This window comes from Nesterenkonia sandarakina (assembly GCF_003003175.1).
Classification (GTDB): Bacteria; Actinomycetota; Actinomycetes; order Actinomycetales; family Micrococcaceae; genus Nesterenkonia; species Nesterenkonia sandarakina_A.
Genome location: NZ_PVTY01000004.1, coordinates 129407 through 145250, shown reverse-complemented (window position 1 = coordinate 145250; position 15844 = coordinate 129407). Strand labels below are relative to the sequence as shown.

At 67.1% G+C, this 15844-nt stretch carries 14 protein-coding genes and 1 tRNA gene; 4 read left to right on the top strand and 11 right to left on the bottom strand.

All coding sequences use genetic code 11. The annotated features are described in order from the left end of the window. Positions 1–12: 12 nt before the first annotated feature. The 5 genes from BCL67_RS04525 to BCL67_RS04505 all read right to left on the bottom strand — a co-directional run bounded on the left by BCL67_RS04525 (position 13) and on the right by BCL67_RS04505 (position 6512). On the bottom strand, positions 13–1602 hold the full coding sequence (locus tag BCL67_RS04525; RefSeq protein ID WP_106122260.1) for an ABC transporter ATP-binding protein: 1590 nt from the start codon (positions 1600–1602) through the stop codon (positions 13–15). A gap of 32 nt (positions 1603–1634) precedes the next feature. Beyond that, complete coding sequence (locus BCL67_RS04520) at positions 1635–2720, bottom strand: BMP family lipoprotein (protein WP_106122259.1); 1086 nt, start codon at positions 2718–2720, stop codon at positions 1635–1637. Between the two features lie 146 nt (positions 2721–2866). Then, the gene (locus tag BCL67_RS04515; protein ID WP_106122258.1) at positions 2867–4234 is read right to left on the bottom strand and encodes an MFS transporter; all 1368 of its coding nucleotides are present in this window, start codon (positions 4232–4234) and stop codon (positions 2867–2869) included. Between the two features lie 30 nt (positions 4235–4264). Next, positions 4265–5689, bottom strand: coding sequence for a hypothetical protein (locus BCL67_RS04510; protein WP_146131075.1), 1425 nt, complete (start codon positions 5687–5689; stop codon positions 4265–4267). Between the two features lie 193 nt (positions 5690–5882). Next, positions 5883–6512 (bottom strand): hypothetical protein, encoded by a 630-nt coding sequence (locus BCL67_RS04505; RefSeq protein ID WP_106122256.1) that lies wholly within the window; start codon positions 6510–6512, stop codon positions 5883–5885. Between the two features lie 126 nt (positions 6513–6638). On the opposite strand from BCL67_RS04505, the gene BCL67_RS04500 reads away from it, so the two are divergent. From BCL67_RS04500 to BCL67_RS04490, 3 genes are all read left to right on the top strand, one after another. Continuing rightward, positions 6639–6714, top strand: a tRNA-Lys gene (locus BCL67_RS04500). Between the two features lie 375 nt (positions 6715–7089). After that, positions 7090–7707, top strand: coding sequence for a DUF47 domain-containing protein (locus tag BCL67_RS04495; protein WP_106122255.1), 618 nt, complete (start codon positions 7090–7092; stop codon positions 7705–7707). Positions 7708–7716: 9 nt separating this feature from the next. After that, complete coding sequence (locus BCL67_RS04490) at positions 7717–8733, top strand: inorganic phosphate transporter (RefSeq protein WP_106122254.1); 1017 nt, start codon at positions 7717–7719, stop codon at positions 8731–8733. A gap of 114 nt (positions 8734–8847) precedes the next feature. On the opposite strand, the gene pstB is transcribed toward BCL67_RS04490, so the two are convergent. The 4 genes from pstB to pstS all read right to left on the bottom strand — a co-directional run bounded on the left by pstB (position 8848) and on the right by pstS (position 13068). After that, the gene (gene pstB, locus BCL67_RS04485; RefSeq protein ID WP_106122253.1) at positions 8848–9627 is read right to left on the bottom strand and encodes a phosphate ABC transporter ATP-binding protein PstB; all 780 of its coding nucleotides are present in this window, start codon (positions 9625–9627) and stop codon (positions 8848–8850) included. A gap of 53 nt (positions 9628–9680) precedes the next feature. Next, entirely contained in the window at positions 9681–10889 is a 1209-nt protein-coding gene (gene pstA, locus BCL67_RS04480; protein WP_106122252.1) for a phosphate ABC transporter permease PstA, read from the bottom strand. Beyond that, the gene (gene pstC, locus BCL67_RS04475; protein ID WP_106122251.1) at positions 10889–11824 is read right to left on the bottom strand and encodes a phosphate ABC transporter permease subunit PstC; all 936 of its coding nucleotides are present in this window, start codon (positions 11822–11824) and stop codon (positions 10889–10891) included. Before pstC ends, pstA begins: the two co-directional genes overlap by 1 nt. Positions 11825–11955: 131 nt before the next feature. Beyond that, positions 11956–13068 carry a phosphate ABC transporter substrate-binding protein PstS gene (pstS, locus tag BCL67_RS04470; RefSeq protein ID WP_106122360.1) on the bottom strand — a complete coding sequence of 371 codons (1113 nt, stop codon included), beginning with the start codon at positions 13066–13068 and terminating at the stop codon, positions 11956–11958. A gap of 277 nt (positions 13069–13345) precedes the next feature. Here pstS and BCL67_RS04465 point away from each other — a divergent pair, with 277 nt between their 5' ends. Further along, entirely contained in the window at positions 13346–14491 is a 1146-nt protein-coding gene (locus BCL67_RS04465) for an FUSC family protein (RefSeq protein WP_258174752.1), read from the top strand. A gap of 36 nt (positions 14492–14527) precedes the next feature. Here BCL67_RS04465 and BCL67_RS04460 read toward each other — a convergent pair whose 3' ends face one another. Continuing rightward, positions 14528–15034 (bottom strand): amino-acid N-acetyltransferase, encoded by a 507-nt coding sequence (locus BCL67_RS04460; RefSeq protein WP_106122250.1) that lies wholly within the window; start codon positions 15032–15034, stop codon positions 14528–14530. A gap of 67 nt (positions 15035–15101) precedes the next feature. After that, complete coding sequence (locus tag BCL67_RS04455; RefSeq protein ID WP_146131074.1) at positions 15102–15812, bottom strand: hypothetical protein; 711 nt, start codon at positions 15810–15812, stop codon at positions 15102–15104. Positions 15813–15844 lie beyond the last annotated feature (32 nt).

The following is a 15844-nucleotide window of genomic DNA, read 5'->3' as shown; positions in this document are numbered from 1 at the left end:
ACCCTGATGCGCTCACTGGTTCTCCTCCGCCTCGGCCTGTTCATCGGCCTCGGCCATCACGGTCTGGTGGGTGGCGGCCTGGGCCTGCGCCTCATCGGCGGGCACTCCGGCCATCATCAGGCCGAGCACGTCACGGCTGGTGCTGGCCGGAACGATGCCCACGATCTTCCCGCGGTACATGACTGCGATCCGATCGGCCAGGTTCAGCGCCTCGTCGAGCTCGGTGGAGACGATCAGGCACGGCGTGCCCTTGTCGCGCTCTTCGATGATCGTGCGGTGCACGAACTCGATGGAGCCGACGTCGAGGCCGCGGGTGGGCTGGCTGGCCACGAAGAGCCGCAGGTCGCGGCTCATCTCACGGGCCAGCACGACCTTCTGCTGGTTGCCTCCGGAGAGGGTGGAGATGGGGTCGTCCACGCTGCCCATGCGCACGTCGAAGCGTTCGGCCTGGGTCTGCGCGGCCTCGCGCATCACCGGAAGACGCAGCGCCACATTGCCGGGACCCCCGGCATAGGGGGGTCGGTCATACATGTCCAGCACGTAGTTCTCGGTGATGGTGAAGGCGCCGATGACGCCGTCGGTGCTGCGGTCCTCGGGCACGAAGCCTAGTCCCGCGGCGAGGCGCTGCTTGACGCTGAGCGGTGCAAGATCCTTGTCGTCGAGCAGGATGCTGCCCGCCACCGGGGTCCGAATCCCCAGGATGGTCTGGGCCAGCTCGCTCTGACCGTTGCCGTCGACGCCGGCGATGACCAGGATCTCGCCGCGGCGCATTGAGAAGTCGACGTCGTCCACGACGACCTTGTCTGTGCTGCTGAGCACGGTCAGCCCGCGCACCTCGAAGCTGACCTCCTGCGGATTCGCGGGCTCCTTGAGCGTGGTCAGGTTGACCTCGCGGCCGACCATCAGTCCGGCCAGCTCGGTCTCGGTGGACTGGGGGGAGGTCTCCCCCACCACGGCGCCGCGCCGGATCACGGTGATGCGGTCGGCCACGGCGCGGACCTCGCGCAGCTTGTGGGTGATGAAGACGATGGAAGTGCCGGAGTCGCGCAGCTGTCCCATGATCGTGATCAGCTCGTCGGTCTCCTGCGGGGTCAGCACCGCGGTGGGCTCATCGAGGATGAGCACCTTCGCGTCGCGGGAGAGCGCCTTGATGATCTCCACGCGCTGCTGGGCGCCGACGGGGAGGTCTTCGATGCGGGCATCGGGGTCCACGTCGAAGCCGAAGCGTGCGGAGATCTCCAACACCTTCGCGCGGGCCTGGGCCATGTCCATGAGACCTGCAGCGCGCGTGGGCTCGTAGCCCAGCGCGACGGACTCGGTCACGGTGAACACCGGGATCAGCATGAAGTGCTGGTGCACCATGCCGATCCCGGCGGCCACTGCGTCACCGGGCCCGTTGAAGCTGACTTCTCTGTCATCCAGGAGAATCTCACCCTCGTCGGGGCTGTAGAGCCCGTAGATGGTGTTCATCAGGGTTGACTTGCCGGCCCCGTTCTCGCCGAGCAGGGCGTGGATCTCGCCCGGCTCGACGGTGAGAGAGATCCGGTCGTTGGCAGTGAAGGAGCCAAACCGCTTAGTGACCCCTCTGAGCTCAAGCTTCATCGCTGCGGTGTCGCCAATCAGTTATACGTTGGTCAGGACGGGGCGTTCTCGGACTCGATGACGGTCTCGCCATCGATGATCTCCTGGCGCAGCTGCTCGATGGCCTCTGCAACCTCGGAGGGCACCTCGTCCTCGAAGTCGTGGAACGGCGCCAGGCCGACGCCTTCGTTCTCCAGGGTGCCCACGTAGGACTCGCTGGTGAAGCCGTCCTGGGTGCCCTCTTCGATGGTGGCGTAGACGGCTGCACCGATCTCCTTCATCACCGAGGTCAGCACGATGTCTCCGTAGTCGGTGGACTCGTAGCCGTCGGAGTCGACCCAGATCATCTGGGCGTCGGCTGCCTCCAGGGCGGGGCCGGCGCCGACGCCGGCGTTGCCGGCCACGGGCATGATGATGTCAGCGTCCTGGCTCAGCAGCTGCTCGGTGACCTCGCGGCCCTGGGTCTGGTCGCTGAAGTCGCCGGAGAACGAGCCGGTCTGGCCCTCCTTGTCCCAGCCGACCAGCTCGACGTCGCCGTCGTTGTCCTCGTTGTAGCGCTCCACACCGTCGGCGTAGCCGTCCATGAAGACCGTCACCGAGGGGATCTGGATGCCGCCCCAGGTGCCGACGACGCCGGTCTCGCTCATCGCGGCGGCGACGTAGCCGGCCAGGTAGGCGGCTTCGCCGGTGTTGAACACCAGCGGCTTGGCGTTCTCGAGCTCTTCGCCCTCTTCGAAGTTGAAGTAGGAGTCGATCAGCGCGAAGTTCGTCTCGGGGTTGGCCTCCGCTGCTTCACGCAGGCCCTCCTCCAGCAGGAAGCCGACGCCGAAGACGACGTCGCAGTTCTGCTGGACCATGGTGTCCACGTTGGGGCCATATTCGGACTCAGCGGTGGACTGGGCGTCGGCAGAGTCGATGCCGAGCTCGTCGATGGCCATCTCCAGGCCTTCGAAGGCGGACTGGTTGAAGGAGCGGTCATCCCAGCCGCCCTCATCGGAGACCAGGCAGGCCTTGTAATCGACCTCTTCGGAGGCGGTGCCCTCACTTTCCTCCTCGGGGGCCTCTCCACAGGAGGACAGGAGCAGTGCTGCGGCGGCAGTGGCGGCGATGGCGCCGCTTGTCTTGAAGGACCTCTTCATGCGGGGGCTCTCCTCATGGTGCAAGAACGGCACCCAGACGGGTGCCGAGAAACGAGTGATGCAGGCAATAGTACGACACATTTCTACATCAAACATTGCCCGGAAGTTTCAGCGGAGTTCACTGTCTGGATGAACGGGGACTCGGCTCAGTCAAGCTGTTTGGCCGTGGTGTCCGGAGCCAGCCGGAGCATCAGCAGCACCGCGAACACCACGCCGACCAGACAGATGCCGAAGGCTCCGGCGAGGCCGAACGTCGGCTCCATCCAGGCGATGAAGAGCAGCGGTCCCAGCCCGGCGCCGATCCGCGAGATCGTCGAGGCCCAGCCGAAACCTGATCCGCGCAGTTCAGTGGGGTAGAGCTCCGACACGTAGGTGTAAAGAACGGGGATCGCGATCTGGATCACCAGGCCGAAGCCGAGCAGCAGGATCAGCACCGCGGTGGGCAGGTGCATGGTGAGACCGAGCACCACCAGCATCGCGGTGGCCACGGGGGCCGAGATCGCCAGCAGCACCCGGCGTCCGGTGATCTCCACTAGCACCGTGGAGATGACCACTCCGATGAGCCCGACGGCGGCCATTCCTGCGGTGCGGATGAACGCTTGATCTTGTTCGTATCCGGCCTCGATCAACAGGGTGGGCATCCATTGAATCGCGATGTAGTAGACCGTCATGATCGCCAGGAAGAGCACCCAGGACACGGTGGTGACCCGCCAGCCGTGCGCCCAGACGAGCTTCAGCTGCTCCCCCACCGCGCGGAAGCTGAGCTTCGCCGGCGCCTGGGTGGTCTCCAGGGTGTAGGCCCGGACCGGCGCGCCGGTTCGGGTCACCATCGAGTCGATGACCTTGCGCGCCTCCTCCATCTGCCCCTGGCGCATCAGATACATCGGTGATTCCGGGACGAAGAGCCGCACCGCGAAGACCAGCAGCGCAGGCAGGATCATGGCCAGCAGCGGCAGCCGCCAGTCGCCCCAGGTCCCGACCAGCCAGGCGGAGACGAAGCCGGCGAGCGCCGCGCCGATGGGCCACCAGCCGTCCATGGCGGTCAGCACCCGGCCGCGCTGCTTCGCCGGAGTGAACTCACCGACCAGGGCGTAGTCCACGGGGATGCAGCCGCCGAGGCCGACGCCGGCCAGGAAGCGGAAGAGCACGAACCACTCCAGGCTTCCGGTCATGGCGCCGGCCACGGTGAACAGCGAGAAGATCAGCAGCGTCCAGGCGAAGGCCTTCTTGCGCCCGATGCGGTCGGCGATGGTGCCCCACATGACGGCACCGACCGCCATGCCGATCAGGTTCGCGGTGCCGATCCAGGCTGCGTCCGAGGGCGCGAGGCCCCACTCCTCGGAGAGCAGCGGGATCAGGATGCCGTTGAGCGAGACGTCCCAGGCGTCGAACATGAATCCCAGCCCACCGATGAGGAAGATCCGGCCCTGGGTGTTCCACCGCCAGGGCAGGCCCTGCAGGACCGATTCACCGGTGGGCAGCGCTGTTGCGGGATTCGCCGTGTTCTGTTGCACGAAAAGAGTGTAAGCCCGCGTGAGGGGGCCTTACTCCCAGATGACCTCCAGCTCATCGGCGGTCATGTCCACCATGGGGCTGCCGAGGGTGCCCGGGTCCCCGTAGTACAGCTCGTAGAGGCTGGTCACGCCGTCCTCTTCGGCTTCGTACTCGACATCGACCAGACCGGAGAAGTACTCCGCGCCGACCAGCGTCGGGGTGGTGTAGCTGGGCTCCGGGGTCAGCCGCTGCAGCTCCTGCTCGGTCTCGGCGGGCAGCGAGCGGGAGATGGTTCCCTCCACCACCGTGGCACCGGAGGCGTCCTCCGGCATGTCCAGGCCGCAGCCGGCTGCCATATCGGTGGAGGCCACACATTCTTCGACCTCGCTGAGGATCAGCTCGCGCCAGGTCTCGGTGGCTTCCTCGGTGAGTGCGACCTCGAGCGTGTTTGCGCTGGTGTAGCTCTCGGTGACCTCGACCAGGCCGTTGCCGTCGATGGTGAAGTTCTCGTCATCGATCGCCAGTTCGTACATCAGGCCGAGGAACACGGTGACCTCGGAGCCGGACACCGGTTCGCCGTTGACCGTGGTCTCCAGGTCACCGAGGTCAGGCTGCATCATCTCGGCAGCCCCATCGACCTCCCAGGTGTCGGTGTCGGTGTTCTCGTAGGTGTAGATCCGCTTGGTCACCGGAGTCTCGCCGAGGGAGTAGCTGACCTGGACCTCGGTGGAGTACGCGATGTCCTCGGTCATCTCCTCCTCGGTGACCTCGACGTCGGCGATCGGAGCGAGCCCGAGCGAGGCCGCGAGGACCTCATCGGTCAGGTACGTCGTGTCGCCGGCGTCGTAGACCAGGGAGCGGGCCGCCTCGGCGTCGCCCTCGCTGAGTGCGGTGAAGTAGGACTCCACCGCGGAGTAGGGAGTCGCGGCGTCGGTGTCCACGCTCTCGGAGTCCTCGGCCGCGGAGTCGTCGCCGGCCTCGGCGTCCTGGGTGTCACCGGTCTGGTCATCGGCCTCGGCGTCGCTTCCGCCGGTGAGCATCATGACCAGGGCGATGATCACACCCACCACGACGACGCCGGCCGCGATCAGTCCGATCAGCAGGCCCTTGCCGGGGCCCTTGCCTCCGCCGCTGGGTCCGCCCGGACCCTGCGGGTACATCGGGCCTCCGGGGCCCTCGGGGTAGCTGGGCCCCCCGGGACCCTGAGGCCCCTGGGGGTCCTGCGGATAACCGGGACCCGCAGGCGCCTGCGGGTAGCCCGAGTCGCCGTAGCCCTGCTGTCCATAGCCCGGCTGACCCTGCTGGCCGTAGCCGGAGTGACCCGATTGCGCCTGCTGGTCGAAGCCTGGCTGGCCCTGCTCGCGGTAGCCCTGCTGTCCATGGCCGGGCTGGCCGTAGCTCGGCTGGTTCCCGCCTGGAGGAGTGAAGCGATTCGGCTCTGGTTCCCGGCCAGAGTTCGGCTGCTGATCTGTCATGGTGCGCCCCTTGATGCGGCCAGGGTGAGCTGGCTCGTGACTGGTTCTGTACGCCGTGGCCCCCCCGGGCCCGGTCGGCGAGACGCGGCATCTGCTGGATCCGCGTCTCGCGATTCTCACAGTACCGTCAGAATCGATTGAATCGCCGTCTGAACACCATTATTTTTACCGTATTCCAAACGATCCCCGCAGATCAGTCCAGTGTCCCGGCTCGGCAGCCGCGGGCGGCGCTCTCGAGCTCCTCTGCGGTGCGCAGCAGCTGATCCGCCCGCTCGGTGAGACGTCGGGCGGATTCTGGGCTGTGCCGTTCCGAGCCACCGGCCCAGAGCGCCTGTCCGCGGGCGATGACGCGGCAGAAGGCGCCGGCCCGATCGAAGGCCGAATCGATGTCACCGCGATACATCCCCGCGAGCACCAGGTCCGCGAGGCGGTCCATCTCCGCGGCGGTGGGGGGCTCCGCGACGCCGGCGATCGCATGCGGGGCTGAGTCGGTCTTGCCCAGCTGGTAGTACTCGCTCATCCGCTGGGGGTCCTTGTTCACCGCGGCGCGGATCGCGTAGATCCTCCAGAGGCCGCCTGCGAGCGAGTGCGCCGGAGAATCGGACCAGAGCTCGGCGATGGCCTCGATGCCTTCGGTCTCGGCAAGCCGGATGAAGCGCTCCGTCACCTCGGGGTCCTCGGAATCACGGCCGTGGAAGACCAGCGCATGCGCGGTGTCGTGGGCGGCCTGGGAGATGATGGCCGGATCCGCGCCGCCCTCCCGCTGATCGAAGGCTGCCGGCTCGGTATAGCGCGGCCGGCGGTGGCGGGGCTGGCTGGTCATCGCGTCCTCCTTGAAGAGATTCGCTTCGGTCTGCGGTCCGCTGATCTGCCGGCCCGCATCGTGTCCGTCATTATGCCGCAGGCGCGTGCGGCGATACCATAGGGGACGTCTTCAGGGGCTTCACAGGGGCCTTTAGCTCAGTTGGTAGAGCATCGGACTTTTAATCCGCTGGTCGCGGGTTCGAGTCCCGCAGGGCCCACCATAGTCCTCCCCAGAAGACTTATATGCCCAGGTCAGCGCTCAGCGTAGACCTGGGCATATCTCATGCGGGGCGCGTGAGGGCCAGGTCTGCCGCCCAGTTGACCGCACGCCTGGACAGGGAGCACACTGGAGGTGTGCCGGGCTGCGGTAACCCCCGGGCTCCATTATTGAGCCGCTTCGAGCGGCCCCGCGCCGTGAGGCGTTCCCAGCCCGGCACACCTCATCTCCCAGGACATCTCGGCAGACCGAATCGGTCGGCGATGCACCTGGCGCCCTGCTGCGGCGCATCCCTCCCCGGTCATCCAGGCTGTTCATGTTTGCGCTATACACTCGTGGCCGACACGTCGACACTCGTTCACCTGGGGAAACGCACCGCATGATCGTACGCAGAGGCCAGCGCAAGCCTGAGGCCACGGACCTGTTGGCCAGCATCGCCCGCGAGGTGCGCTCCGGGGTCCAGCTCATCTCGCAGCTGCTGGGCAGCACGGCGGAGGATCGGGCCGCTCTGCGCGAGCAGCTGCTCGGCTTCGAGGGCCGAGCAGTTGACCTGCACTTCAACCTGATGACGCATATCCGCAGCGTCTTCGTGACGCCGCTTCCCCGGCAGGACATCTACGCGCTCTCCCAGCAGCTCAACCGCACCATGGAGCATGTGGTCGCAGCCGGTGACCTGATCCTCGCCCGTCCTCATCTGGTGCTGCCCACCGAGAGCGCCGACCAGCTGGAGACCCTGAGTCGGCAGCTCGATCTCACCGTGGCGGCGATGTCACGGCTGGAGGACTTCGATCTGCTCGAGGACTACTGGATCCAGATGCAGCGGCTGACCAAGCAGGCAAATCGCACTCACCGGGCATGGGTCACCTCCACTGACAACGCCTTCCAGCCGAACATCGCCCTGCAGCAGGCGCAGATCGCCGACGCGCTGCTCGCCGCGGTGCAGGACCAGCGGGCCGTGGCGGTCACCGCCGGTTCGATCATCGTGCGCGAGTCCTGAGGCGCCTGCGTGGAAGCGATCCTGCTGGGCCTGATCTGCCTGACGCTGGTTCCCAACGCGGTCATCGCGGGACTCCACGACGTCCCGAACGCCATCGCCATCCCGGTGCGAACGCGCGCACTGACCCCGCAGGCCGCCACACGGCTCGCCGCGGGGTTCAACACACTGGGGGTCCTGCTGGCGCTGCCGCTGGGCATCTACCTCTACACCTGGTTCGAGTTTCCGCAGATGGAGCCGCAGCTGCTGCTCGCCGTCGTCTTCTCCGCCGCGCTGACGCTGCTGGGTTGGAATGTCTTCACCTACCTGCGCGGGATGCCGACCTCGACGACTCACGCCCTGCTGGCCGGGTTCCTCGGCGGGACGCTGGCCGCCGCCGTCGTCGCGGATCTCGACTTCGCGGAGGTCCTGGCCATGCCATGGGCCGGTGCCGCGCTGACGCTGCTGCTCTCCCCGCTGGTCGCCTTCGGCCTGGCCTACCTGCTGGTGTTCGCCGCCGTGCGACTTGCCCGCGGCGAGGACCCCGACGCCGTGAACGCGACCTCGCGGATGGCGCAGTCGGTCAGCGTCGGCGTCACCTCGCTGGGGACCGGGCTGCAGCAGGGCCAGCGGTTCTCCTTCGTGCTGCTCACCGCGCTCGTCGCTGCCGAGGTGCAGGGGGCTCAGACATGGCTGCCCTATGCCTATATCGGCTTCGCCGTGCTGATCGGGGCCGGATGCCTCACCGGCGGTTGGCGGATCGGACATACGCTGGGTCACCGGCTCGTCGAGATCGACCCGCTGCGCGGGATGGTGGCGACCACGACCACCTCGGCCCTGCTGTTCATCGGCTCGCTGGGGTTTGCGCTTCCGCTGTCGACCTCGCTGACTGCGGCCTCCACGGTGATCGGAGCCGGATCGAACCAGCGTTTCGCCACCGTGCACTGGCGACAGTTTCGCCGTATCTGCCGCTACTGGGTGCTGACCCCGCTGGTCGCAGGCGTCGTCACGGCGGTCTTCACGCTGGCGATCAGCCCGCTGCTGGGCTGAGCAGAGACGCTGGGGCGAGCAGAGACAGAGATCCCGGCCGACGGCGAACCGTCGACCGGGAGTGGCCCTGCGCGTCTGACCGACCGGAGCCTGCCTGAGCCGAACCGCCTGGGCTCAGCCGAAGCGTCCGGAGACGTAGTCCTCGGTGGACTTCTCCTGCGGGGTGTTGAAGATCGCGGTGGTGTCGTTGTACTCGATGAGCTTGCCCGGCTTGCCGGTGCCGGCGATGTTGAAGAACGCGGTCTTCTGCGAGACCCGGGCCGCCTGCTGCATGTTGTGGGTCACGATGATCACCGTGTAGTCCTGCTGCAGCTCACCGATGAGGTCCTCGATGGCCAGCGTGGAGATCGGGTCCAGCGCCGAGCACGGCTCGTCCATCAGGATCACGTCGGGCTTCACCGCGATGGTCCGTGCGATGCACAGTCGCTGCTGCTGGCCGCCGGAGAGTCCGGAGCCCGGCCGGTCCAGGCGATCCTTGACCTCGTTCCAGAGGTTCGCGCTGCGCAGCGAGGTCTCCACGATCTCCTCGGACTGCGACTTTGAGAGTCGGGCGCCGTTGAGCTTGTAGCCGGCCAACACGTTCTCTCGGATGGTCATGGTCGGGAACGGGTTCGGGCGCTGGAACACCATGCCGACCTGGGTGCGCACGGTCACCGGGTCCACGCCGGGATCGTAGATGTCCTCGCCGTCCAGGAGCAGCTGGCCCTTCACCCGGGCGCCGGGCAATACCTCATGCATCCGGTTCAGCGAGCGCAGGAAGGTGGTCTTGCCGCAGCCGGAGGGGCCGATGAACGCGGTCACCGCGCGGGCATCGATGCTGATGTTGATGCCCTCCACCGCCAGGAAGTCGCCGTAATAGACGTTGAGGTCGACGGCATCTACTCGCTTAGACATATCTGATAATCACACTTTCTCTGGAAGAACGAGGGGGACCGCGGAGGCTGCGGTCAACGTCCGGTCTGCTTGGGCGCGAAGAGCGTGGCGATGAGACGGGCGAAGAGGTTCAGTCCCATCACGATCAGGATCAGCACCAGGGCCGCCGCCCAGGCCCGCTGCTCGGAGGGGTCCGAGAAGTTCGGCGAGGTCGGGTTCTGGAACTGCCGGAAGATGTACACCGGCAGGGCGGTCATCCAGCCCTGGAACAGGTTCCAGTTGGTGTTGACCACGAAGCCGGCGGTGACCAGGATCGGTGCGGTCTCACCGATGACCCGGGCGATGGCCAGGGTCACGCCGGAGGCGATGCCGGAGATGGCGGTCGGAAGCACGACCTTCAGGATGGTGCGCCACTTGCGCACGCCCAGGGCGTAGGAGGCTTCCCGCAGCTCATTGGGCACCACACGGAGCATCTCTTCGGTGGTCCGCACCACCACCGGGACCATCAGCACCGAGAGCGCGATCGCCGCGGTGATGCCGAGGGTGGAGCGCTGGGTGGTGAGCAGCCCGGTCACGCCGCTGAAGACCGAGAGGAACCAGGCCATCGCGGCGCCGGCGAAGAGGCCGGCCACGATGGAGGGGATCCCGGTCATCACATCGACGAAGAAGGTGATGGCGCGGGAGAGCAGACCGCCGCGGGCGTACTCCACCAGGTAGATGGAGGTGAGCAGCCCGATCGGCACCGAGATGGCGGTGGCGGCCAGCGTGATCAGCAGCGATCCGATCAGCGCGTGGGCGATGCCGCCGAGGACCGGGGCGCCCTCGGTCTGCGAGGCCTGGTCCACCAGGCCGGTGATCCCCTGCATGTCAGAGGCCATGAAGCCCGGCGCCAGAAGGCCAGGGATCCCGACCGAGGCCACCGACCAGATCACCGAGACCAGCGGCATCAGCGCGATGAGGAAGGCGAGGTAGACCAGGTTGGTCCAGAGCCCGTCGGTGGCGCGTCTGCGGTTCACCCTGGTCCGGGTGACGATGTAGCTGCTGAGGATGTAGATCGCTGCGGTGAAGATGAAGAAGCTGGCCAGGTTGAACCCGAGCAGCGCCGAGAGCGCGGCACCCAGGACGATGGACCCGCCCAGCAGCGCGATCCAGAGCCAGGAGGGCAGCGTGTTCTGCGTCAGCGAGCTGCGTCGCACGAGGCCGTTGCTGCTGCCGTCACCGAGGCTCGGCGGTCCGCCCTGGGCCGAGGCGGCGGTCGGCGTGGGAGTAGGTGTCTGTGTCATCAGTTGGCTCCCGAGAATTCCTTGTGGCGGCTGACGATCCAACGGGCTGTCATGTTCACCAGCAGGGTGATCAGGAACAGCACCAGGCCGATGGCGATGAGCTGGGCCTGACGTTCAGAGCCGGGCGGAGCCTCGGGGAAGCCGAGGGCGATCTCCGCCGGGATGGTGCTGTTGCCGCTGGAGATCAACGAGGCGGTGAGCATTCCTGGTGACAGGACCAGAGCCACGGCCATGGTCTCTCCCAGCGCCCGGCCGAGGCCGAGCATGATGCCGGAGATGATGCCGGCGCGGGCGAATGGGAAGACCGACATCTTGATCATCTCCCAGCGAGTCGCACCCAGTGCCAGTGCCGCCTCTTCGTGGAGCTTCGGGGTCTGGATGAAGATCTCGCGGCAGACGGAGGTGATGATCGGCAGGATCATGACGCCGAGCACGACGCCGGCGGTGAAGATCGTCCGCCCGGTCTGCGAGGGGTCTCCGGCGAAGAGCGGAATGAATCCGAGGTTCTCGTGGAGCCAGCCGTAGATCGGAATCAGGGCCGGTCCGAGGAAGCTCATGCCCCAGGCGCCATAGACCACCGAGGGGATCGCCGCGAGCAGGTCGATCACGTAGCCGATGCCCTTGGACAGCCGCGGCGGGGCGTAGTGCGAGATGTAGAGCGCGACACCGACCGCGACCGGAGCGGCCAGGATCAGCGCGATGAAGGAGGCGATGAGGGTGCCGATCACCAAGGGATAGGCGTAGTCCAGGAAGGCAGTGAGGATCCAACCCCCCTGGTCCTCCTGATAGACCGCGTCCCGAGAGTTCACCGTCAGGAACAATGCCACGAAGGCCAGGGTGAGCAGGATGAGGACGCCGGCGGACACCGTCAGCGCCGAGAAGACACGGTCTCCTGCGACTCCCCGTTTATCGGACTGAGTCAGTGAGCTGGTCACCTGGTCTGCCTCTCAGATCTGTGTGGATGAAGCGTGATGCAGCACGGACGGACGCCGGGCGGCCTGAGTCGCGACTCCGACCCGACCACCCGACGTCCGTGTGCTTCATGCGTAGAAGTGACTGCTCAAGCTCACTCGGCGACCGTGATCGCGGAGAGGGACTCCATGGCCCCGTCGCGCAGCTCATCGGAGATCGGAGCGTTGCCGGCTGCACCTTCGGCGGTGGCCTGGCCGTCTTCGGAGAGGACGTACTCACCGAAGGCGGTCGCGAGGTCAGCCGTCTCCTGCTCCGGGTACTCGTTGCAGAAGATGTGGTAGCTCACCAGGACCACCGGGTAGGCGCCGGACTCCTCGGTGTTGCGGTCCAGCTCGTAGGCCATGTTGTTCGACGCCTGTCCCTCGACCGGGGCCGAGGAGGCCACTGCCTGGGAGGCCGCCTCTGGGGAGTACTCGACGTATTCCTCGCCGACCTGGACGGCGACCGTGTTCAGGTCACCGATCTGGGACGCGTCAGCGTAGGTGATGGCGCCGTCGGTCTCGGAGGTCAGGCCGACCACGCCGGAGGTCTGCTGGGCAGACTCCGCTGCGATCTCGCCGGGCCACTCACCGGAGACCTCGTAGTCCCAGATGTCCGAGGCGTTCGCGAGGTAGTCCACGAAGTTCTCGGTGGTGCCGGAATCATCTGCACGGTGCACCACGGAGATCGGGGTGGACGGCAGCTCCAGGTCAGGGTTGTGCTCGGCGATCGCTTCATCGTCCCAGCTGGTGATCTCACCGGAGAAGATCGAGGCGATGGTGTCTGCATCGAGGTTCAGCGTGTCGTCGATGCCTTCGACGTTGAACGCCACGGCGACGGGCGAGATGTAGGAGGGGATGTGGAAGGCGCCCTCTGGGCCGCAGATCTCCTTCGAGGACTCCCACTCCTCGTCGCTCATCGCGGCGTCGGAGCCGGCGAAGTCGTATTCGCCGCCGAGGAACCCGTCGCGGCCGCCGCCGGAGCCGACCGATGCGTAGTTGACCTGAGCGTCAGGCGCCACAGAGGTGAAGCCGTCGGTCCATGCGGTCATGGCCGCCTCCTGCGACGACGCGCCGCCGCCCACCAGGGTGCCTGCCACCTCGCTGCTGGCACCGTTCTCACCGCCGTCTGCGTCACCCCCGGCATCGGGGTTGTTGGACTCACCGCAGCCGACCAGGGCCAGGGTTGATACAGACAGGATGGCCGCTGCGCGACCGAAGCTCTTCATCTTCACGTTATTAGTGCCTCTCTGAGGTTTCATCAGGCGACAAGTCGCGCCAGTTGAAGGAGTCTGTGCGGTCCACCGGGGTGCGTCCTGCGAACCTCGATCCACAGTAGGGAGGGCAGGTGACTCTGGGCCGCTCAGCAGATGACCATGGCGCTCACTTAAGATGAACGCTTGGTGAACTGGAACGCCACCCAGGCGTGTCCTTGAGCACGTCGATGGCCGGGCTGGTGTGAGGCACCTCGTATCCCCTGCACCGGCCGCCGCCTACACTCATGGGGTGACGACCGAGCGCTCCACTCCCCGCCTGCTGGCCCGTGCGCGCCGCTTCACCGCGCGCAGAGTCCGGGTCGGTGTGCGCAGGATGCGGCGCTCGGTGATCCCGGCGCTGCAGATGACCGTGGCCGGCGTCGGCGCCTACACGATCGCCGAGCGGGTCCTGGGCCATGATGACCCGCTCTTCGCCGCCATCGCGGCGCTGATCGCGCTGGGGTTCACCAAAGAGCCGCGCATGCGCAAGGTGCTCGAGGTCAGCGTGGGCTGCACCCTGGGGATCCTGATCGGCGATCTGCTGCTGCACCAGCTCGGCTCGAACCTGGGAACTGCCACGCTGGTGCTCTTCCTCTCCATCATGCTGGCCCGGTTCCTGGACTCAGGTCCGGTGCTCGCGATGCAGATGGGCCTCCAGGCGCTGCTGGTGGTGCTGATCCCGCCCCCTGAGGCGGCCGCGCTCGGACCGTTCACACGCAGCCTCGACGCCATCATCGGCGGAGCGGTGGCGATGGCGATCACCCTGCTGACCCCGAAGGATCCCCGCCGCGAACCGATCGCCGAGCTCAAGAGCGTGGTCGACGCGATGACCCTCTCGCTGCGCGACGTCGCCGAGGCGGTGCGGAACTCCGACTCCCGCCAGGCCTGGCACTCGCTGATCCGCTGCCGCGGCCTGCAGCCGCAGATCGATGAGCTGCGCAGCGCGGTGAACTCCGCGAAGGAGCTCACCGTCTTCTCTCCCGCCTACCGCAAACACCGCCACTACGTGCGACATATGGCCGAGGTCGCAGACCAGGTGGACCTCGCGGTGCGCAGCATGCGCGTGGTGGCTCGCCGGATCATCAGCACCGTGGACCACGCCAGCCTCAGTGACGAGGCGGTGGAGAACCTCGCAGCGATCCTGGACGAGTTCGCCGAATGCTCGCTGCTGCTCTCCCAGGCGGTGGCCGAGCCGGGCTCGGCCTACACCCGGCGGATGGAGACCGCCCAGGAGGCGCTCTCGGCGCTGGCGCAGCGGCTGCACCCGAAGTCGCTGGGCATCGGGACCCTGGAAGGCGAGACCGTGGTGCTGCTGCTGCGCACGCTGGTGGTGGACCTGCTGCAGGCGGCCGGATCAAGCCACGAGGACGCGCGGGAGCAGCTGCCCGAGCTGTGACCGGCCGAGCATCGACCCGAGGCCGAGCTCATGGGCTCAGAGCTGCAGGATCATCCTGGTGTTGCCCAAGGTGTTGGGCTTGACCCTGGCGAGGTCCAGGAACTCCGCGACGCCCTCATCGGGTGAGCGCAGCAGCTCCGCGTAGACCTCGGGATCCACCGCGGCCTGGTCATCCATCACCCCGAAGCCATGCCGGGTGAAGAAGTCCACCTCGAAGGTGAGGCAGAAGACCCGGCTGACGCCGAGGGCGTGGGCCCGGGCAGTGAGCTCGGTGAGCAGCCCGGAGCCGACGCCCTGTCCGCGCCAGCGGGAATCTGTGGCCAGGGTGCGCACTTCGGCGAGGTCCTTCCACATCACGTGCAGCGCGCCGAATCCGATCAGGGTGCCGTCCTGGGTCTCGGCGACCATGAACTCCTGGATCGCCTCGTAGTAGGCGACGGCCTCCTTGGGCACCAGCACCCGCTGGTCGACCAGGGGTTCTGCCATGCCCATGATGGCGGCGACATCGGCGGTGCGCGCTGGCCTGATGATGAAGGAACCCATCGGCACAGTCTATGCGCCGACGTCGCACCGGGGCGGTGTCACGACGTGACTCCTCGACCTGGTGCGATCAGCCTGCGTTCATGCTGAACTCATGAGGTTCAGAACGGACGCCGCTGAGGCTCACCGTCAGTTCGTAGTTGCCGGGATCCAGCGAGGTCGGCTCCGCGCAGTCTTGCGCAGAGTCTGAGCGTGGCCAGGTGAAGTGCGCCTGCTCGACCTGTCCGGGCTCCAGCTGCACCGGCAGCGATTCCCGGGAGACCGAGCACTCGGCGGTGGAGAAGACGGTGGCTCCGGCATGTTCGACCAGGAACTCCTGCTCCGCGGTGCCGAGGTCAGCCTCGCAGGCATAGTCGGCGGTGTTCTCCACCTCCATCACCAGCATGGGCGCGAAGCCGGGCCCATAGGACTCCGAGCCGGTGGACGCGCGGACCTCGAGATCCCCGGTGCGGCAGCTGCCATCCTCGGCCGGCTCATCCTGAGCCTGCTCCTCGGTGGCGTCCTGCTCCTCCGCGGCGTCCTGCCCCTCGGCGTCCTCGGTGTCGGATCCCGGCTCCTCGCTGGCCGCTGGAACTGGCCCGGCCTGGTCCTCCCCCGCGGCTTCTCCGACGTCACCTTCGGCGGTCTCCGAGGTGTCGGCGTCCTCTGCGTCCTGGCCCCAGCCCATGGCGAGGCTGGTGAGCCATCCGGCGAGGACCAGCAGCACCACGGCGAGCACCCCGGCAAGGATGCGTCGGCGCCTGTAGACCTCGGCAGACTGCCGCCTTCGCTGGGAACTCATGGCCCCAGGTTAGCGGAGGAGACTGACCCCGA

Coding starts and splice junctions, on each gene's coding strand:
- BCL67_RS04525 (WP_106122260.1), bottom strand. CDS start 1,602: ATGAAGCTTGAGCTCAGAGGGGTCACTAAGCGGTTTGGCTCCTTCACT.
- BCL67_RS04520 (WP_106122259.1), bottom strand. CDS start 2,720: ATGAAGAGGTCCTTCAAGACAAGCGGCGCCATCGCCGCCACTGCCGCC.
- BCL67_RS04510 (WP_146131075.1), bottom strand. CDS start 5,689: ATGACAGATCAGCAGCCGAACTCTGGCCGGGAACCAGAGCCGAATCGC.
- BCL67_RS04505 (WP_106122256.1), bottom strand. CDS start 6,512: ATGACCAGCCAGCCCCGCCACCGCCGGCCGCGCTATACCGAGCCGGCA.
- BCL67_RS04495 (WP_106122255.1), top strand. CDS start 7,090: ATGATCGTACGCAGAGGCCAGCGCAAGCCTGAGGCCACGGACCTGTTG.
- pstB (WP_106122253.1), bottom strand. CDS start 9,627: ATGTCTAAGCGAGTAGATGCCGTCGACCTCAACGTCTATTACGGCGAC.
- pstA (WP_106122252.1), bottom strand. CDS start 10,889: ATGACACAGACACCTACTCCCACGCCGACCGCCGCCTCGGCCCAGGGC.
- pstS (WP_106122360.1), bottom strand. CDS start 13,068: ATGAAGAGCTTCGGTCGCGCAGCGGCCATCCTGTCTGTATCAACCCTG.
- BCL67_RS04460 (WP_106122250.1), bottom strand. CDS start 15,034: ATGGGTTCCTTCATCATCAGGCCAGCGCGCACCGCCGATGTCGCCGCC.
- BCL67_RS04455 (WP_146131074.1), bottom strand. CDS start 15,812: ATGAGTTCCCAGCGAAGGCGGCAGTCTGCCGAGGTCTACAGGCGCCGA.